This window comes from Bacillus sp. SJ-10, assembly GCF_002843505.1.
Taxonomy (GTDB): Bacteria; Bacillota; Bacilli; order Bacillales; family Bacillaceae; genus Bacillus; species Bacillus velezensis.
In genome coordinates, this window is sequence record NZ_CP025258.1 from 3,035,268 (window position 1) to 3,054,409 (window position 19,142).

Consider the following 19,142-nt stretch of genomic DNA (forward strand, 5'->3'; position numbering starts at 1 on the left):
CTCATACCTTTATTAAATCGTTGTTTCACCTTGTTTAACAGTTCGAATGTGCAGCATGCAGGACTTTGGCTCAAATTCAATCGTCCGGCCGCTTGAGCCGCCCGTATCTTCACTGATGACCGGAATGTTATACAATGAAAGCTGCTCTTTGATGGCCGCTACATTCCTCGGACCGATTTTCATCAGGTCGTTTGTCATTTTAAACTTAAACATCTCCGCTCCCCCGGCGAGTTTTGCCTTCAGGGCAAACTTGCGGCAGCCGGCTTTCAAAAGCATATCAATCGTCATCTTAACGGCGGTGTCCGCGTATTTTGCACGGTTGAGCTCCGCCGTTTTTGATAAACCGGAGTCCGGCAGCATGACGTGAACGAGTCCTGCCGTTTGTTTGTCTTTATCGTATAAAACCAGCCCCACGCATGAACCGAGTCCCGAGGTTCGGATTTTATCCGGGTAACGCGCGACTTGAACATCCGCAATCCCCACTTTAACGACTGCGGCTTCCGCACGGCTCATAAAGCCGCACCCAATGAGACGAAGAGCTTTTCAAAAGAATCATAGTCCGGGAGCATAAACATGTGGGCTTTGAGCTCCTGCCGGCTGCCCTGGTCAAAAATAGAAGTATCCACGACAATGGCATGCTCTCCGACTTGGCTTAGCTCCATCAGCCCTTCACTGATAACCGCGCCGAACATATCAAGTGAGATTTCCGGCACGCTCGGGTAAATCTCAAGCTTTGTCAAATCAGCCAATGCCGTTAAATAGGAACCAGCTAAAATATTGCCGAACTCATGTAAAGCAGAAGAACTCAAATGATCTTCGCCCAGCTGGTCAATATCAAAATCCGGATTTCCGATCAGCTCTCTGATAAACTGTTCCGCCTGATCAAAAGGCATGATGAGAAAGATAGAGCCGGTCATGTCGCCTTCCATTCTTAAAAAGATACTGGCGACCGGCGTTTCAGCCCCGCCGAAAAAATCAGCGAGCTCATCAAATGTCAATAAAGTCGCAAACGGCACTTCCATGTCTATCTTTCTGTTCAGCAGCTGAGCCATTGCAGAAGCCGAGTGACCCGCCCCGATATTTCCGACTTCCCGCAAAATATCCATCTGCTCTTCTTTGATCGCTTCAAACTTACTCATGTTGTCTTTTCCCCTTTAAGCATTAGGCTCTCCGGACGCAGATGCCGAAGCACCTTTATCCAGCACCGCATGCGCATCGATAATATTGAGGAGCCTGTTATCTTGCTTAACGATCTGTTTAATCCACACATCCGTTTCCTTTGTCTGGCTTTCAGGCGCGGATTCGATTTCATTTTCATGCACGGTGATGACGTCATTGGCCTCATCCACGACCCATCCGACATCAGCGTCACGGTAAGAAATGATGATAATCCGAGTCTCTTCTGTGATGTCCTGTTCAGGCTGGTTCAGACGTTTTCTTAAATCAAGAACCGGGGTAATCACTCCGCGCAGATTGATAACGCCGCGGATATAAGATTCCACACCCGGGACCCTCGTCGGTTTTTGCCACTTTTCAATTGATTTCACCTGGGAAACTGAGATAGCGTATTCTTTCCCGTTTATCATAAACACAATCATTTTTTCACCTGTTTTGATTTCAGCAGTCATTCGGGCACCTCCTCGTGTCGTTTTAGTAGATCAGCGCATTACAATCAATAATCAGCGCCACTTCTCCGTTTCCGAGAATCGTAGCGCCGGAAATCGCAAAGACGTTCGTCAAATAGTCGCCGAGTGATTTCAGTACGACTTCCTGCTGTCCGATAAAAGAGTCCACGACAAAAGCAGTGGATTTATCGCCCTTTTTCACGACGATTACATGGAACTGATCGGCATCCTGTTTTGAATCCGTAATGCCGAATTCTTTTTTCAGATAGACGATCGGAACGATTTGGCCTCTGAAATCAATCACTTCTCTGTCATGCGTCTGCAGGATATCTTTCTTATCAATAACAGCCGTCTCTATAATAGAAGAAATCGGTATCGCAAACGTCTCTTCTTCCAGTTTAATGAGAAGAACAGATATAATTGAAAGTGTCAGCGGAAGCTGGATACTGAAAAGAGAACCTTGGCCTTCCGCGGATTTGACACTGACAGAGCCCCCGAGTGATTCGAGTTTATTTTTCACAACATCCAGACCGACGCCCCGCCCTGAAATGTCAGAAATTTGATCGGCAGTCGAGAAGCCCGGAGCAAAAATAAGCTCGTAAATCTCATTATCTTCAAGCGTTTCAGCATCACGTTCGGTGATTACACTCCGTTCGAGCGCTTTTTCAAGAATTTTCTTTCTGTTCAAGCCGGCCCCGTCATCTTCAACCTCAATAAAGACGTGATTGCCGCTGTGATATGCCTTAAGCACGACATGACCTGATTCCGATTTTCCTTTATTCACCCGCACTTCAGGCGATTCAATGCCGTGATCGATGCTGTTTCTGATTAAATGGACAAGCGGATCGCCGATTTCATCAATCACCGTACGGTCCAGCTCCGTTTCAGCTCCGATGATGGACAATTCGATTTTCTTGTTTAATTCCTTTTGAAGCTGGCGGATCATTCTCGGGAAACGGTTAAAGACGGTTTCTACCGGCACCATCCGCATATTAAGAATAATAGACTGAAGGTCGCCCGAGATTCTGGTCAGGCGTTCAACGGTTTCAGTCAGCTCATTGTGGTCAAGCTCCTTGGCGATCTGCTCAAGACGTCCGCGGTCAATGACAAGTTCTTCAAAAAGGTTCATTGAAGAATCCAGTCTTTCAATGTTGACGCGAATCGTTTTCGAGCCGCTGTGATGTTTCGGCTGTTCTTCCGTTTTCGCTTGCGGCTTTGGCTGTTTCTCAGCCTTTTTAACCGGAGCTTCCTTCACCGGTTCAGCCGCTTGCGGTTTTTCGGCCGTTTTTAACGGCGCACCGGCAGAAATTTTGACATTCTCCACTTCTGAAATGCCGCTGATGAGTTCTTTAATTTCTTCAGCAGGCTGCTTTGTCAAGAAACACACCTGAAAATCCGTTCCGAAATCTTCCGTCTCAAGCACTTCCGCGGCAGGTATCGTTTTTGCGACTTCTCCGGCTTCATTCAGCTTTTCAAAAATCATGTACACCCGCACGGCTTTGAGCATGCAGCTTTCATTCAGGGAAACCGTTATTTCATAGCGGCTGAATCCTTGCTCTTCCGCCTCTTCAATAACAGTCCGTTCGAACTCATCATAATTCCATTCAGTTGAAGCCTGTTGTTTTGAAGCCGGCGGTTCTGCTGTTTCGGCTGAAGCCGCAGTCTCATGCACCGCATTTACGTCGAGCTTCGCACTCACTTCAGAAATATCACGTTTGCCGTCTCCTCCGTCAATAATGGACTGCACCATCTCTTCAAGATGATCAAGCGCTTCAAACAGCACATCCAGCCAATCTGATGTAACGGGCATTTCTCCGTTGCGGATGGCGTCCAGCACATTTTCCATCAGGTGGGTTAAATGCGCCAGATCTGTATATCCCATCGTTGCGCTCATGCCTTTCAGCGTATGGGCAGCTCTGAAGATGTCATGCACAAGCTGAAGGTCTGCCGGATCTTTTTCCAACAGCAGCAGCTTTTCGTTACATGTCTGTAAGTGCTCTTTACTTTCATCAATAAAGACATCTAAATATTGATTCATATCCAATTGATTCACACCCTCTCTTTTTTCACACATCCGGTGATGGATGCCGCGATATCTTCCACATGTTTAATCTCATGAATGAGGCCCGCCTTTATCGCTGACTTCGGCATTCCGAACACAACACAGGATTCGTCCGATTCCGCAATCGTTTTAACGCCGCCTGTTCTGAGCATTTCTTTTACGCCTTCGGTTCCGTCGCTGCCCATGCCGGTCATAATGACGGCTACCTTTTCGTAATCGGATAAGCGGCTTGCCGACCGAAACAAATAATCGGCTGACGGTTTATGCCGGCTTTCCGTATCATGAACGTCAAGAATGATGCGGAGCCTTCCGCCTTCCTCTGCAACCGTCATATTTTTTCCGCCGGGCGCGATGTACACCCATCCGTCTTTCGCTTCTTCACCGTTTTCCGCTTCTTTGACCTGAATATCTGACAAATGGTTGAGTCTGTCTGCAAGTGAAGCGGTGAAGCCTTCAGGCATGTGCTGAACGACAAATACAGGCGCCTTTAAATCCTTCGGCAGTTTCGGAATCACCTTTTGCAGAGCCCGCGGTCCGCCTGTAGAGGTCGCGATGAATACGGCCTGCTTGGCGGATTTTGCTTTCGGTCTTTCAAATCCCGCTAAAGCCGGACGTTCCGGGATAGAAGACTCTTTCACTGCCGCCTCAGGTTTTTGTGCGCGGGACAGCCCGGCTGCAATCACCCTCTCAATCAGCTGCTCTTTAATTTTATAAAGATCAAGGGAAATCGCTCCGGAAGGCTTGGTGATAAAATCAAAAGCGCCCATTTCCAGGCAGTTGATCGTTCGGTCCTTCCCTTGTTGTGTCTGGCTCGATACCATGATTACGGGAAGTTTATATATGCTGATGATCTTCCGCAATGTATCCGTTCCGTTCATGACCGGCATTTCAATATCAAGCGTGACAACATCCGGTTTGAGAAGCTCTATTTTCTTCAGCGCCTCTTCCCCGTTTCTGGCTGTCCCGATGACTTCTATCTGCACTTCCGCAGCCAGAAAATCGGTAATCATCTTTCTCATAAAAGCTGAGTCATCAACGACAAGCACACGAATCACTGTAAAGTCCTCCTCAATAAAAAAGAAGATAATCTCTCAATAAATGCCGGTTTCTCTTCTCTTGGTTTGTTTTCTTCCGTTTGAAACAAGACATCCGTCAGAAGACGGACGGACCTGCTGGCTTTTGCTTGAGGACTTTTTATTAAAAAAGGCACCTGGTCAATGACGGCTTGACTTACTAGCGGGTCATCGGGTATGGAGCCGGCGAAACGCACTTCCGCGCCTAAAAACGTGTGAATCGCATGAGAAAGGCGGTTGTACGTGTCCAGCGCCTGTTTTTGGGAGCGGGCGCGATTGACGGCAATGTTTACGGTCAGCCGTTCATCCGCGAGCAAAAGATGTTTGATCGCGCTGTAGGCATCCATAATGGCCGTCGGCTCAGGCGTTGTCACGGCGAGAATGTCTTCCGCCGATAAAATAAACGGCAGCTGTTCGTTTGAAAGTCCCGCTCCCATATCAAACAGAACGTAATCAAAATCGCTTAATACAGCGGAAAGACCATTCATAAAAGCCGCCCACTTCTCTCCGTCAGCTTGATAGATCGCCTCAAGCCCCGTTCCTCCGGATATGTACCGAAGGCCTTTCGGACCGGAGGACAGTGATTGCGCCAATGCGTGCCGATTCTCCATCACATCAATAATGGTGCGGGAAGAAGCAGCGCCGATCAGCACATCAATGTTGCCCATTCCGATGTCAAGATCAATGATGAGTGCTTTTTTTCCTTTTTCCTGCAGGGCAACTGCCATGTTTAATGTTAAATTAGATTTTCCGACGCCGCCTTTACCGCTGATGACGGCTAATGTCTTCGCTTTTTTCTCATAAAGCTCCGGCTTGATCATTTGCCGCTCTCTCATTTTCCTTCTTAATGACTCTGCCTGATCGGGTTTCATGTCAAAAGCATCCTTACAAACTCTTTTGGTGAAGCCGATAGGATGTCCTCAGGCACATCCTGTCCATTTGTCAAATAGGCGGCGCCGATTCTTGATTCCGACAGCACTTGAAACACGGAGCCGAGTGAGGCGGTTTCATCCGTTTTCGTGAAAATGAATTGATTGACCGGCACACCGGAAAAACGTTTCAGCACCTGTTTCATATCTTCATATTTTGCAGATGCTGATAATACGAGAAAGGATTGTAAGCCTGATTCAAACGGAATCATCTCTTGTAATTCCGTAATATACTGCTCTTCTTTAAAGTTTCTACCGGCTGTATCAATGAAAACATGGTCATATTCAGCGAATTTTTCCAGTGCCTTCAGACATTCTTCCTTTGAATAGCATACTTCAAGAGGAGCCTGAAGCAGCTCCGCATATGTCTTCAGCTGCTCGACCGCGGCAATCCGGTAAGTATCCGTCGTCATAAATGCAATTTTTTTATGCTCTGTCAGCATTGATGAGGCCGCGAGTTTCGCAAGTGTAGTCGTTTTGCCGGCCCCGGTTGAACCGAAAAGCACGACGTATTTTGATTGAATCCCTTCCTGCCACCTGTCTGCCGAAGGGAGTTTTTTCACTAACAAATCCTGCAGTTTTGAGCTGACATTATCTTCAGTTAAATCTCCGGAAACAATTGAAGAACGGAGCAATTCACTGAGAACGGCGTTTTGCGTATGATCAGGAAGCCCGGCTTGCTTCAATAGTCTCTCGGCTTTTTTTAATGGTTCAGGGAGCACTTCTTTATAATGCGCCAGTTCGCCGGAAATGCTTTGATCCGGAAGACGCGGCGGCTGAACAGGCTCAGCTTTCTCCGCCGTTTCCGTCTTTTTCATTTCTTCAGCGGCAGCCGGCGGCGTTTTTCTCGCTTCCCTGACGTCACGATCTAAAACCGCTATCACTTCAACGGCCTGCTGCGGCCGCAGCCCCAGCCATTTTCGTTTCTTTACTTGTTTGGAATGTAAAATAACGGCATCATTGCCGAGTTCCTTTTTGATTTGCTTCGCGGCATCCTGCATTGAAGCGGCTGTAATTTTTTTTATTTTCATTAAATATCCACCACTCCAATGCTCTGTACTTCAACATTTGCTTCCAGCTCATTATAAGAAAGAACCGGAAGATCAGGGAAATACCGTTCTAACAGCTGTTTAACATACATTCTGACAGCAGGCGAGCAAAGAAGAATCGCTGACTCCTGACGGATGGAAAGCTGCTCGGCCTCTTTAGCGACAGAACGGATGATGCTGTCTGAAACCTCAGGGTCGAGTGACAGGTAATTGCCCTGTTCAGTCTGCTGTACCCCGTCTGCAATCGCTTTTTCCACCCGGCCTGAGCATGTGATGACCTTCAGCGTTTCATGCTCTCTCGCATATTGTGCCGTGATTTGTTTGGCAAGCGACTGTCTCGCGTATTCTGTCAAAAGGTCTGAATCTGTCGTTAATCTTCCGTAATCGGCAAGAGTTTCAAAAATGGTCACCAAGTTTCTGATTGACACTTTTTCTCTCAGCAATTTGGCAAGCACCTTTTGAATATCGCCGACAGAAAGAGGGTTTGGCGTGACTTCCTCAACAAGCACAGGATAATTTTCCTTCAGATGATCGATCAGCTGCTTTGTTTCCTGTCTGCCGACCAGTTCATGGGCATGCTGCTTAATTTTTTCTGTAATATGCGTAGATACGACTGACGCCGGATCAACAACTGTATACCCCAGCATGTCCGCTTCATCTTTCGCAGCTTCGCTGATCCATTTTGCGGGAAGTCCGAACGACGGTTCAATCGTTTCAATTCCTTCAATGACGTCATCTTCAGGCGTCGGTGACATCGCTAAGTAATGATCCAGCAGGAGCTCTCCTTTAGCGACTTCATTGCCTTTAATTTTCAATCTGTATTCATTCGGCTGGAGCGCGATGTTATCCCTGATGCGCACAACCGGAATGACAAGTCCCAATTCAAGCGCAAGCTGACGTCTGATCATGACGATGCGGTCAAGAAGATCACCGCCCTGCCCCGCGTCTGCAAGCGGCACGAGTCCGTATCCGAACTCAAATTCAATCGGATCAATATGTAAAAGCTGCACGACGCTTTCCGGGCTTTTCAGTTCATCCGCCTGAGCCTCTTCTTCAAGAATTTCTTCCTCTTCTTCGCTCGGCTTATCCGTTTTGGACAGCATGTAAGCGCCGAATGCAAGCAGACCGGCGATCGGTCCCGTCAGCAGAATGCCGATCGGTGTAAGAAGACCGAGCAAAAGTACAGTTCCCGCGGCTACATACAAGAGCTTCGGATAAGCAAACAGCTGGCCTGTAATATCATGACCGAGGTTTCCTTCAGATGCCGCTCTCGTCACGACAATCCCCGTAGCCGTTGAAATGAGCAAGGCCGGCATTTGAGAAACGATACCGTCACCGACCGTCAGCATTGTAAAGTGAGACGCAGCTTCTTGTATGCTCATCCCCTGCTGCAGCATGCCGATTACGATTCCGAAAATAATATTGATCATCACGATGATGATACCCGCGATGGCATCCCCTTTGACGAATTTGCTCGCACCGTCCATGGCGCCGTAAAAATCGGCTTCCCGGGCGACTTTTTCACGTCTGTGCTTTGCATCCTGCTCCGTAATCATGCCGGCATTTAAATCCGCGTCAATACTCATTTGCTTTCCGGGCATCGCATCGAGCGTAAATCTCGCCGCCACTTCCGATACCCGCTCGGCGCCTTTTGTAATGACAATAAACTGAATAATAATCAAGATAATGAAGACAACAAGCCCTACCAGCACATTTCCGCCGACAACGAAATTCCCGAATGTCTCAACAACCTTTCCCCCTTCTCCGTGAGAAAGAATCGAACGTGTCGTCGACACATTGAGCGCAAGCCGAAACAGCGTCAATAACAGCAGCAATGACGGGAATATCGAGAATTGCAGCGGTTCTTGCATATTCATTGTGGTGAGAAGCACGATCAACGCAAGAGAGATATTAATGATGATCAAAATACTTAACAACCATGGAGGGAATGGAATCACCAGCATTGCCACAATGAGGACAACACTTATTAAAACCGATAAATCTCTTGTTGACATGCTGTTTTTCTCTCCTTTTGAATCTGAAATTCACTATACTTTTTGTTTCGTTTTATATACATAAGCCAAAATTTCCGCAATGACTTTGAAAAACTCTTCCGGCACAGCCTGGTCAATGTCAACCTGATCATATAACGCACGCGCGAGCGGCCTGTTTTCAATCGTCATGACATCGTGTTCTTTGGCGATCTGCCTGATTTTTAATGCGAGATGGTCGACCCCTTTGGCAACAATGTAAGGGGCGTCCATTTTCTTTTCATCATATTTTAAAGCTATCGCATAATGGGTCGGGTTGGTAATGATGACATCCGCTTTCGGCACTTCCTGCATCATCCGCCTCATCGCCATTTCCCGCTGCTTCTGCTTAATTTTGGACTTGATTATCGGATCACCCTCCGATTTTTTGTATTCATCTTTTATATCCTGCTTTGACATTCTGATATTTTTCTCATAGTCAAAACGCTGATATAAATAATCAAGCCCGGCCAGCAACATTAAAGCCCCTGATCCCGCAAGCCCCATCCAAAGCGTGAGCTTAGAAACGAAAGTGAGCACTTCCGCAGGCGTTAAAAGAGGAAGGCGGAGAATATCGCCATAATGAAGCCAGAGCACCATAAAGGCGGCAAAACCGACCACAGTAATCTTCAAAATAGATTTGACCAGTTCAACAATCGCCCTCATGCTGTAAATCCGCTTAAAACCTTTCAGCGGGCTGAGCTTATTCAAGTCAGGCTTGAGGACTTCCGCAGAAAACAGAAAACCCACCTGCATGTAATTACTCACGACACCTGCCACAAGCGCGACCAGCATAATCGGCGCGAGGATGAGGCTGATATCTTTCACCGTATCCACGAACAGTTCATGCACGGCAGATGCTGACAGATGTAATGATATCGATTTCGTATAAAACGTTTTAATAAAGGACAGCAGCCTGTCCCGCATATAAGGACCGAGCGCGATCAGCGAAAGAAAGATAATCAGTAAAGAAACGGCTGTATTCACATCCGTACTTTTCGCGACCTGTCCTTTCTTTCTTGTATCCTTCCGTTTTTTCGGAGTGGCTTTCTCCGTTTTTTCACCGGCAAAGAATTGCAGATTCAGTCTGAGTCTCATCATGTCACACCGACCAATGCCAATAGATTCCGCATGGTTTCAACGGTAAGGCTGAAGATGTTGCGGACGACGACAAACATCACCGACATACAAACGATCAGCATAATAAAGCTCACGGCTATTTTCAGAGGAAGCCCGACAACGAAAACATTCAGCTGCGGCACCGTTCTCGCTACAATACCGAGCGCCAAATCAACTAAAAACAGACTGGCCACAACCGGCGCAGACATTTGAAAAGCGATAATAAACATGGCATTGAAGCTTTTTGCGATAAAAAGTCCAAACTGATCATTTCCAAACGACGGAAATGCCTGGTCAAGCGGGATATACTGAAAGCTGTAATAAATCCCGTCCAATAAAAGATAATGGGCGTTTACGCTGAGCATAAATAACAGCGCCAGCGTATAAACGAATTGTCCGATCAGCGGGCTTTGCGTTCCTGATTGCGGATCAATGACATTGGCGATGGAAAAGCCCATCTGAAAATCAATAAAGGAACCTGCTATCTGAATGGCTGTCATCATCATGAAAGCGATCAGCCCGAGGCTCAAGCCCACAACGGCCTCTTTTATGACAAGCAGCATATACTGTTCCCCTATTTCTATTTCCGGAGCATGTTTCAGCGTGCTGAAGCAGATCACCGAAAGAAAAAAAGCAAAGCCGATTCGGTGAACCGCCGGCAGATTCCGATGTCCGAACACCGGCACCGTTACAAAAAAAGCAGAGATTCTGATAAAGACCAATAAAAAAGCGGGAAATAAATCAATGATGGAATTCATTTGATTCTACCCTGCAAATCGGTTCAGATGAGAAAACAGATCAGTTGTGAACGAAAGAATCGTCGACAGCATCCAAGGACCGAAAAAGATCAGTCCAAGCATCACCGCCACGATTTTCGGAATGAACGCAAGCGTCTGTTCCTGTATTTGAGTTGTCGCTTGAAAGATACTGACGAGCAAACCGACGATCAGCGCGATCGCAAGCAGCGGCCCGCTGATCATTAGTGTTACATATACGGCTTTTTCCGCCATGGAAATTACAAATTCTGAACTCACAATTAGCACCTACCCTAAAAGCTGTCAAGCAAAGATTTCACGATTAAATACCATCCATCGACCAAAACGAAAAGCAATATTTTAAAGGGCAGAGAGATCATAACCGGCGGAAGCATCATCATTCCCATTGACATTAAGACGCTCGCCACGACCATATCGATAATTAAAAACGGAATAAAAATCATAAAGCCCATTTGAAAAGCGGTTTTGAGTTCTGATATCGCATAAGCGGGCACCATCGTCGTCAAAGGAATATCCTGAATCGATTCAGGTTTTTTCATTTTGGCATAGTTCATAAACAGCGCAAGATCCTTCTGCCTTGTATGCTTGCTCATATACTCTTTAATCGGCTTCTCGGCTTTTGTATATGCTTCATCGAGACTGATTTTGTTGTCCATCAGCGGCGTTAAGGCTTCCTTATTAATCTCTGAAAAAGTCGGCGCCATAATAAAAAACGTCAAGAACAGCGCAAGGCCGATTAAAACCTGGTTGGGAGGCATGTTCTGCGTCGCCAGTGAGGTTCTCACAAAAGACAGGACGATGACGATTCTCGTAAAGCAGGTCATCAAAATCAGAATCCCCGGCGCCACTGAAAAGACAGTCAAAAGCAGCAGTAATTTAACAGTGGAGCTGACTTCGGTCGGACTGCTTGAATTAAAAAGATTAATAAATTCATTCATGATGATAAGGGCCTTTCTTCTTTCCTTCAGAACGGCTTTGTTTCAGCTCGTTCAGCTGTTCTTTCAGCGCTTTTGAAAACGACGGAAGCATCGTTTGCGGCTTTTTTTCTCCATCCTTACGCGGATTTACGAGCTTGGTCCATTCCACTTTTGAAGACATCGACTCTTCGTATTGGCTCAAAATCGCCTCGCGCTCTTTTTCATCTTCAATTTCTTTTAAAAGCTGTATCGTTTCGCCCACACCGACTACGAGAACGCTGTTTCCCACTTTAATCAGCTGCACGGAACGGTTTTGGCCGACTGACGTTCCGCCGATATTTTCTACATATTGAAACGGCTTCAGCAGACGGTTTCTTCTATTCATCAGTTTGACAAATCCATAGATCAGCAGAATGACGAATAATAACGCCCCAATCATCTTTACAAAATCAAAAGCGGAGACAGAAGATGCAGAAGCATCCCCTATCTCTTGATCAGCCGTTTGTTTCGATGTATCGCTTTTTTTCTCTGTTTTGTTTGTTGATTGTTTGTCAAACCATTCGTTGACGGTGGAATTGTCAGACTCCGCCGCAAAAGCAGGGAACGGATGTACATTGAGTAAAACGAAACAACAAATCAAAGCTAGTAAACCATGACTCTTTTTCAACAGTCGTACACCCTTTAGCTTAATGTTTTATTAATGGCTTCAAGCACGCGGTCCGCTTGGAACGGTTTCACGATAAAGTCTTTTGCGCCGGCTTGAATCGCGTCAATAACCATTGACTGCTGGCCCATAGCCGAACACATGATGATTTTCGCCTGCGGATCGATTTGTTTAATTTCCTTTAAAGCTGTAATCCCGTCCATTTCAGGCATTGTAATATCCATTGTCACAAGGTCGGGGGAATGCTCTTTGAATTTTTCGACTGCCTGCGCTCCGTCTGAAGCTTCAGCTACAACGTCAAAACCGTTCTTCACTAAAATATCTTTGATCATCATTCTCATAAATGCTGCATCGTCTACAATTAAAATTCTGTGTGCCATAATCTGTTTCTCTCCTCTATGTTCGCTTATTTTAAATTGTTAAGGCGGTCTGCCTGACTTAAAATATCAGTGACTCTCACGCCGAAGTTTTCTTCTATGACGACGACCTCGCCTTTTGCCACGATCCGCTGGTTGACCAGGATGTCAACAGGTTCACCAGCCAGCTTGTCAAGCTCAATAATGCTTCCCGCAGAAAGTTCAAGGATTTCTTTGACGCTTCTCTTCGTTCTGCCGAGCTCAACCGTAACGGAAAGCGGAATATCCATCAGCATATCAAGGTTATTCCTTGATCCTTGCGCCGCTTCGTTATGATCAAACGCCTGGAATTCCACCGGAGCGACTTGAACAGGAGCAGCTTTTTTGGCGGTTCCCTGTCTCTTCGGAAGCTCGGGTTTTGCCTGCGGCTCCGGCTGCATGGCAGGTTCCGGCTGCGGCGTTTCGTATGTTTCCTGTGGTTCTGATACGGTTTCTGCGGCCTCTGACTCATGCTGGTCTGCAGTCATCAGTTCTGCGATCAGATCTTTCGCAAACGTAATCGGATAAAGCTGCATGATGCTCGAATCGATTAATTCGCCGACTTTCAGACGGAATGACACTTTTACGAGCAGGTCATCCTCAGGTATTCTGTCGGTCCCTTTTTCTTCCGTCACATCCAGAAGTTCAACCCTTGGCGGAGAAATGTCAATCTTTTTACTGAACACGGTCGACATTGACGTAGCAGCCGAGCCCATCATTTGATTCATTGCTTCCTGCACGGCGCTCAGGTGGATTTCACCGAGTGACGGATCGGCGCCCAGGCCGTCTCCGCCGATCATCAAATCCGCGATGATGGCCGCGTCGCTTTGTTCGACGACGAGCAAATTGCTGCCGTCAAAGCCTTCTGTGTAGTTCACTTCAATGGCAACATACGGATGAGGAAATTCATCACTGATTTTGCTTTTTGAAATGACGGTCACACTCGGCGTTGTAATGTCCACTTTTTGATTTAAAAGAGTGGACAGCGCCGTAGCCGAGCTGCCGAACGAAATATTCCCGATTTCTCCGATCGCATCGCGCTCAAGTTCAGACAAGTTCGCCTCTTGAGGCTGTTCTGTATCCTCTGATTGACTGCTTGTGCCGTTAAGAAGAGCATCGATTTCATCTTGAGATAATCTATTGTTCATCTTGTTCACCTCTTATGTCGTGATCTAAAATTTGCACTGCCTGTCTTCGATTCACCCGGCCGGCCTGCCCTAAAAACTTCGGTTTGTTTCCGACCAATACAGTAAGAGGATCAGTCACTGATTTGTCCAGAGTTATACAGTCCCCGACTTCCAAACTTAAAAATTCTTCTATTGTCAGTTCAGAAGCGCCCAAGAGAGCCACAACGGGAATTTGAGCCGTCATGATGCGCTTTTCAAGCAACTTCGTTTCTTCGGGCTTCGCTTCATTCCGGTCTGATTGCATCCAATAATGTACGGAAAGCTTAGGGATAATCGGCTCAAGTACGACATGGGGAATACAAAGATTAATGACACCGCTGATTTCACCTATCTGCGTATTGAGAGAAATGACAACGACTGTTTCATTTGGGGAAACCATCTGCACAAACTGAGGATTCACTTCAAATTCAGTCATTTCAGGGTCAATATCAGCAATCGATTGCCACGCTTCTTTGTAGTTGCCCAGTGCATTTTCAAATAAGTTAGAAATAATATTCGTTTCAATTTCCGTAAGGCTGTCAGCTTTGTTATGAGTGATGCCGATGCCTCCCATGACGCGGTCAAGCATTGCGTATGCGATGGTGGGATTAACCTCCATCATGATTCTGCCTTCCATCGGATGGACATCGAATAAATTTAAAATCGTCATGTTCGGTATGGAACGGATAAATTCTTCATACGGCACCTGATCAACTGAGCTGACGGATATATGAATATACGTTCTGAGCTTGGCGGAAAAGTGTGTTGTGAGAAGCCTCGCAAAGTTATCATGTATCCGGGTTAAACTGCGTATCTGATCTTTCGAGAATCTGAGAGCCCGTTTAAAATCATATACCTTTACTTTTTTCTCTTTTACTTCCTTTTTCAGCTCTTCCGCATCCGCCTCACCCGTGGAAATGGCGGAAAGCAGTGCGTCTATTTCATTTTGGGAGAGAACTTCTCCTGACATTTTCTTCACCTCCGTATTCTGTCAAATTTGTTTTTATTGCAGATTAAAGGAGGTAATGTACACTTTCTGAACTTTTCCTTCTTGGAGATAGCTGTTTACTTTCTCTTTTAATGATTGTTTAAACGCTTCTCTTCCTTTATCTCCCTCAATCTCTCCGGCGCTTGTGTCGGCTAAAATGGAAATGATGTTGTCTTTCACCTGAAAATCGCGTTTTTCAAGTTCTTCCTTCGCTTTAGCCGAGTCGGTTTCAAGCTTGATGCCGATACGGATGATGCTGTCAGACTTTAAGTTTGTCGTGATATCGTCGACAGACACAGTGGCTGCAACGACTTCGTCAATTGTCGGCTTTTTATCTTTGCCGGAATTTCCGCTGACGACAAAATATGCTGCCGTTCCGAGGCCGGCGATGACAATTAAAATAATCAGCAAAATGATGACTAATTTTTTCTTCATTCTTCTTCCTCTATTCCCTGATCCAGTGAAAATATTTGTATGCTATGGTAAAACGATATGACTTTTTTGAGAACTGCTTCTTCCGGTTCTTTCACTACGAACTTTTTGCCGTTGGACAGTGTAATCGTCGTGTCGGGGAAGCACTCAATCTGTTCGATAAACAGCGCGTTCAGCGTAAAAGGCTGGCCGTTTAAACGGGTGACTTGAATCATGCAATCCGGAGAAGCGGCTTAACCGCCTCTCCTCCCTCCTTACCGTTTCAGATTAACCAGCTCCTGAAGGATTTCATCTGAAGTCGTAATGATTTTTGAGTTTGATTGGAAACCCCGCTGAGCAACGATCATTTCGGTAAATTCATCTGTCAGATCTACGTTTGACATTTCAAGATAGCCTGCCAAAAGCTTACCCGTTCCGTTTTCGCCCGGAGTGGTGACTGCGCTCGCAGCTCCTGAACTTAATGATTCTCTGTAAAGGTTGCCTCCGATTTTTTCCAGACCGGCGCTGTTAGGGAACGTGACCAGACCGATTTGTCCGGCATCATGAACCTCATCCCCTGCATCAGTATATGTAACGGTTCCGTCTGCACCGATGCTGTAATCTTTCGCATCAGTCGGAATATTGATTTTGCCGCCGCCGATTTTTTCAAGATAGTACCCGTCAGTCGTAACAAGGTTTCCTTGATTGTCCTTTCCGAAATTCCCCGCACGTGTGTAAACAATTCCCGCACCTGTATTAATCTGAAAGTAGCCGTCTCCGTCAATGGCTAGGTCGGTTTTATTCTGTGTAGCCTGCGGGGCGCCGGTTGAATGAACGACATCAATGGAAGAAGTCGCGGCACCCAAGCCGATTTGTTTTGAATTGGTCACGTTTGAACCGCCGGCGACTGTCTGGCTGATCATATCTTTAAATGTAACGCGGCTTTTCTTAAATCCCACTGTGTTGACGTTGGCGATGTTATTGCCGATTACATCTAGTTTTGTCTGAAAGTTTTTCATGCCGCTGATACCGGAATATAATGAACGTAACATGTTAAATTCCCCCTGGGTTTCTTTTTATTTAGATGTTTCGCTGACGGCCGTGACATTCCACGGACTGACCTCTTTGCCATTTTCAAGCACGAGCACGTAATTGCCGTTTGAATGCTTGACTGAATTGACCGGGCTTGTCTGATCCTTCCCGTCGCTGTCGCTGAATGTGACATTTTTGCCGATCCAGTTCACATACATCGTAAACGGATCTTGATTTTCTACAAATTTAGTCATCGTCGTATTCATATTCATCATTTGCTCCAATGAAGAAAATGTCGCCATCTGGCTGATGAATTCTTTGTCATCAACCGGATTGAGCGGGTCCTGGTTTTGAACCTGTGTCATTAAGATCTTCAGGAATTCGTCTTTCCCTAAATTCGTGCTGCTGTTTACTGCGGAGGTGCTCTTCGCGCTTGATGTGGTTGAAGCGCCCGCCGCGGCATAATCCGAGTTTACTGATGTCAACTATTCTTCCTCCATTTCATTGAGAGAAAGCTCCTCCAGCATATCTCCGAAATCGCCTGACTGCTGCTGGTTCTTCTGCTCTCTCTGTCCCTGATGCTGCTGTTTATTGTGATCGGCCGTCTGTCCGTAAACAGGCTGCTGATCCCCGCTTTGAAGCGGGACTGTAAAACGGTCGACTTGGACCGCCATATTCGGAAGCGACTGTTTCAGCTGAGGAAGATGCTGTTCCAGCAGCTCTTTCGCGGACTGGCTGGATGCGATTATTTTGCTTTGAAACATCCCGTTTTCGTTTGTCACCTTAATTGTGACAAATCCGAGGTTCTCGGGATTAAGACGAATCGTAAAGCTTCCGGTTGTTTTCCCGAAAGGCGTGTATTTCATCTGTTTCCAGCCGCTGATGACCTGATCCGTTAACGGTTTATTTTCTGCCGGCTGCTGTTCAGCTCCTGCGGACGTTTGCTGAATGCCGGCAAGGCTTCTCGTTCCCGAAAACAGTATATGTGCAGACAATTTGCTGTCAGGCGCCTTTGCGTGAGAAACCGTGCCGCCGTTTTGCTGTTCTGTTTTCCCGGCTGACTCTTGGGATGATTCAGATGATTGAGATAACACAAAAGCTTTCAGCTCAGTTTCAGCCATATCCCAATCCTTTGTTCCCTTTTGAGAAAGGCCCGCAAGCTGCTCCGCGACGCTTTGAAAGCTCTTCAGCTCAGCGGCTGTCATGGAGTAAAGTTTAGATGCCGATTCGTTTTTCGGAAAAAATGTCTGCCGCAGGTCTTGAATCACGCGGTCCGGAACGCCTTGTTTTTTCAATGCCTCTAATAAACGGGCGCCTTCCTGGTAAACCGCCTTTGCCTGCGCGCTGTCAGGCAGTTCCTGCTGAGATGTGAAGAGCTGGGATACGGCTTCTTGAATGAACAGCAGCCCCTTCTCAAGCGCATCCTTGACGGAATCCCCGTCTTTTGCGGAAGAATCCGGCTCATCCGTTTCAGGCTTCCCCCCATGCTGTTTTCCCGCTAACATGTCTTCAACAGATTCGGCAAGCTGTTTCAATAAAGGAAGAGCTGTTTCAGCCGTCTGCTTTCCTTCAAGAGCTTTTACCGCTTCAAGCAGCTGTTTCAGCTGCAATTCTTTATCTTCCGGGCCGGCTTTCAGCCAATCACCGATTTTAGATAGGGCATCATTCAGCTCTGCGTCACTTGTTTTTGTTTCATCTCCGGGCTGCCGGGGAGAAGTGATTTCCGACAGGAGCCAGTTCTGAAATAGACCTAAGCTGTTTACATTCATCTTCACATTGCTGTTTTGCGCAGTCTGCGTACGATTACCCGTTAATTCAAGCAGCTTCAACTTACATCACTCCTTATTTCCGTCAGCGGATAGTTTTTCTGTATATTTAGCCGCTTGTTCAGGAGTCATTTTCGTCAAGATTTCAGCAAGCTGCTTTTTACTTAATCCGTTTAAAATATCGAGGGCTTCTTTTTCTTTCAGCTTTACGATAATGCTTGCCGCTTTACCGCTGTCCATACTTTTATAGATGTTGATCATTTTATCTTTTCCGGCTGAATCCGAAGCGTCTTTTTTCGTTTCATCCGTCTTTGTTTTCTGCTGCTGTTCAGCTTCCTGTTTCAGTGAACGGATTTTCTGATTCAGATTATCGATTTCGGACTTGCTTGTGTCTAAATCTTTATTCAAAATGTTAATTTCACTTTTTTGTTCCTTTATGGTCTTTTCAAGAGAAGCCGTTCTGTCTTCCTTCTGCTTTTCCGCCGCGCTTTTCATTTCTTTCGTTTCGGGAACCAATTCTTTTAAAACAGGCGTTTTAGCGGCTGTTTCCTGAATCGGCTTCATCACATCAACGCCGGCAGCCCAAAGGATGATGCTTGCGACGATGATCAGAAAAATCAGCGGGATCATGATAAAAAGCAGGATTGAACCGAACTTTCCAGATCTCTTTTCTTTATCGGCCATTTCATTCGCTCCTAATGCCCCTGAATCATAAACTGCTTGATTGAAATGTCGTCCATTTCCCTCATCTCTGCAGCTTTGTCTTCAAGTGCGAACATATTAAATTGTTTTTCCCGCATTTTTTCAAATTTCTTTACTTCAATGTTTTTTTCGGTGAGCTGTTCCTGCTTCTCATTCATTTCATTTCGTTTCATGATGACAAGCTTTTGATAATGATAGATGGTGTTCTCAAGATTGGAAACGAATTGCTGATAATGTCTCATTTCCTGAACGCTCATCCCGCATTTCAGCTTTGATTCTTTGTCTTTTTCGAGCAATTCTTTTTTGCTCATATTTTCATATAGTTTTTCAGCCACTGTCTCAAATTCAGAAACCGATTGTCTGTATTCAGTCAATGTTTGGTCTTTTTCATTTTCTTTTAATTCCAGCAGCTTTTGAAATCTGAATTGGTATGCCACG

The 19,142-nt window shown here is 46.1% G+C and carries 23 protein-coding genes; all 23 read right to left on the bottom strand.

The genetic code is table 11. The features are described 5' to 3' along the window. Nucleotides 1-12: 12 nt before the first annotated feature. Genes cheD through fliJ form a run of 23 tightly spaced genes read right to left on the bottom strand, consistent with a single transcriptional unit; the run spans nt 13 to nt 19,141 of the window. Nucleotides 13-513: a chemoreceptor glutamine deamidase CheD gene (gene cheD / locus CXL14_RS14955; RefSeq protein ID WP_003154219.1), complete on the bottom strand. Its 501-nt coding sequence runs from the start codon at nt 511-513 to the stop codon at nt 13-15. Beyond that, entirely contained in the window at nt 510-1,139 is a 630-nt protein-coding gene (gene cheC / locus CXL14_RS14960; protein ID WP_014417781.1) for a CheY-P phosphatase CheC, read from the bottom strand. The genes cheD and cheC overlap by 4 nt, the downstream gene beginning before the upstream one ends. Before the next feature lie 15 nt (nt 1,140-1,154). Beyond that, nucleotides 1,155-1,628 carry a chemotaxis protein CheW gene (gene cheW / locus CXL14_RS14965; RefSeq protein WP_003154225.1) on the bottom strand — a complete coding sequence of 158 codons (474 nt, stop codon included), beginning with the start codon at nt 1,626-1,628 and terminating at the stop codon, nt 1,155-1,157. 22 nt (nt 1,629-1,650) lie between these two features. Further along, on the bottom strand, nt 1,651-3,669 hold the full coding sequence (cheA, locus tag CXL14_RS14970; protein ID WP_021493681.1) for a chemotaxis protein CheA: 2,019 nt from the start codon (nt 3,667-3,669) through the stop codon (nt 1,651-1,653). Nucleotides 3,670-3,674: 5 nt separating this feature from the next. Then, nucleotides 3,675-4,742: a protein-glutamate methylesterase/protein-glutamine glutaminase gene (locus tag CXL14_RS14975; protein WP_007409791.1), complete on the bottom strand. Its 1,068-nt coding sequence runs from the start codon at nt 4,740-4,742 to the stop codon at nt 3,675-3,677. Next, entirely contained in the window at nt 4,739-5,632 is an 894-nt protein-coding gene (locus CXL14_RS14980; protein WP_014417779.1) for a MinD/ParA family protein, read from the bottom strand. The genes CXL14_RS14975 and CXL14_RS14980 overlap by 4 nt, the downstream gene beginning before the upstream one ends. Continuing rightward, nucleotides 5,629-6,720, bottom strand: a complete 1,092-nt coding sequence (gene flhF / locus CXL14_RS14985) for a flagellar biosynthesis GTPase FlhF (protein ID WP_014417778.1) — start codon at nt 6,718-6,720, stop codon at nt 5,629-5,631. The genes CXL14_RS14980 and flhF overlap by 4 nt, the downstream gene beginning before the upstream one ends. Further along, entirely contained in the window at nt 6,720-8,753 is a 2,034-nt protein-coding gene (gene flhA, locus CXL14_RS14990) for a flagellar biosynthesis protein FlhA (protein ID WP_029973463.1), read from the bottom strand. The genes flhF and flhA overlap by 1 nt, the downstream gene beginning before the upstream one ends. A 33-nt stretch (nt 8,754-8,786) precedes the next feature. Next, nucleotides 8,787-9,866, bottom strand: a complete 1,080-nt coding sequence (flhB, locus tag CXL14_RS14995; protein ID WP_007409787.1) for a flagellar biosynthesis protein FlhB — start codon at nt 9,864-9,866, stop codon at nt 8,787-8,789. Then, entirely contained in the window at nt 9,866-10,645 is a 780-nt protein-coding gene (fliR, locus tag CXL14_RS15000; RefSeq protein WP_014417775.1) for a flagellar biosynthetic protein FliR, read from the bottom strand. Before fliR ends, flhB begins: the two co-directional genes overlap by 1 nt. 6 nt (nt 10,646-10,651) lie before the next feature. After that, nucleotides 10,652-10,921, bottom strand: a complete 270-nt coding sequence (fliQ, locus tag CXL14_RS15005) for a flagellar biosynthesis protein FliQ (protein WP_003154234.1) — start codon at nt 10,919-10,921, stop codon at nt 10,652-10,654. Nucleotides 10,922-10,935: 14 nt separating this feature from the next. Next, a complete protein-coding gene (fliP, locus tag CXL14_RS15010; protein ID WP_007409786.1) occupies nt 10,936-11,601 on the bottom strand; it encodes a flagellar type III secretion system pore protein FliP in 666 nt (221 codons plus the stop codon). Continuing rightward, complete coding sequence (gene fliZ / locus CXL14_RS15015) at nt 11,594-12,247, bottom strand: flagella biosynthesis regulatory protein FliZ (RefSeq protein ID WP_003154237.1); 654 nt, start codon at nt 12,245-12,247, stop codon at nt 11,594-11,596. Before fliZ ends, fliP begins: the two co-directional genes overlap by 8 nt. Nucleotides 12,248-12,261: 14 nt before the next feature. Continuing rightward, on the bottom strand, nt 12,262-12,624 hold the full coding sequence (gene cheY, locus CXL14_RS15020; protein ID WP_003154238.1) for a chemotaxis protein CheY: 363 nt from the start codon (nt 12,622-12,624) through the stop codon (nt 12,262-12,264). Nucleotides 12,625-12,650: 26 nt separating this feature from the next. Next, entirely contained in the window at nt 12,651-13,787 is a 1,137-nt protein-coding gene (gene fliY, locus CXL14_RS15025; protein ID WP_014417774.1) for a flagellar motor switch phosphatase FliY, read from the bottom strand. Beyond that, nucleotides 13,777-14,775: a flagellar motor switch protein FliM gene (gene fliM, locus CXL14_RS15030; protein ID WP_003154240.1), complete on the bottom strand. Its 999-nt coding sequence runs from the start codon at nt 14,773-14,775 to the stop codon at nt 13,777-13,779. The genes fliY and fliM overlap by 11 nt, the downstream gene beginning before the upstream one ends. A gap of 33 nt (nt 14,776-14,808) precedes the next feature. Then, entirely contained in the window at nt 14,809-15,228 is a 420-nt protein-coding gene (gene fliL, locus CXL14_RS15035; protein ID WP_014417773.1) for a flagellar basal body-associated protein FliL, read from the bottom strand. Next, a complete protein-coding gene (locus CXL14_RS15040; RefSeq protein ID WP_003154243.1) occupies nt 15,225-15,440 on the bottom strand; it encodes a swarming motility protein SwrD in 216 nt (71 codons plus the stop codon). Before CXL14_RS15040 ends, fliL begins: the two co-directional genes overlap by 4 nt. A gap of 39 nt (nt 15,441-15,479) precedes the next feature. After that, the gene (flgG, locus tag CXL14_RS15045) at nt 15,480-16,256 is read right to left on the bottom strand and encodes a flagellar basal body rod protein FlgG (RefSeq protein WP_007409783.1); all 777 of its coding nucleotides are present in this window, start codon (nt 16,254-16,256) and stop codon (nt 15,480-15,482) included. A gap of 24 nt (nt 16,257-16,280) precedes the next feature. Then, nucleotides 16,281-16,721 carry a flagellar hook assembly protein FlgD gene (gene flgD / locus CXL14_RS15050; RefSeq protein WP_007409782.1) on the bottom strand — a complete coding sequence of 147 codons (441 nt, stop codon included), beginning with the start codon at nt 16,719-16,721 and terminating at the stop codon, nt 16,281-16,283. Then, nucleotides 16,722-18,065, bottom strand: a complete 1,344-nt coding sequence (locus CXL14_RS15055; protein ID WP_088056512.1) for a flagellar hook-length control protein FliK — start codon at nt 18,063-18,065, stop codon at nt 16,722-16,724. Nucleotides 18,066-18,071: 6 nt separating this feature from the next. Continuing rightward, complete coding sequence (locus CXL14_RS15060; protein WP_015388236.1) at nt 18,072-18,686, bottom strand: MotE family protein; 615 nt, start codon at nt 18,684-18,686, stop codon at nt 18,072-18,074. An 11-nt stretch (nt 18,687-18,697) separates the two neighbouring features. Then, a complete protein-coding gene (gene fliJ / locus CXL14_RS15065; protein WP_003154253.1) occupies nt 18,698-19,141 on the bottom strand; it encodes a flagellar export protein FliJ in 444 nt (147 codons plus the stop codon). Nucleotide 19,142 lies beyond the last annotated feature (1 nt).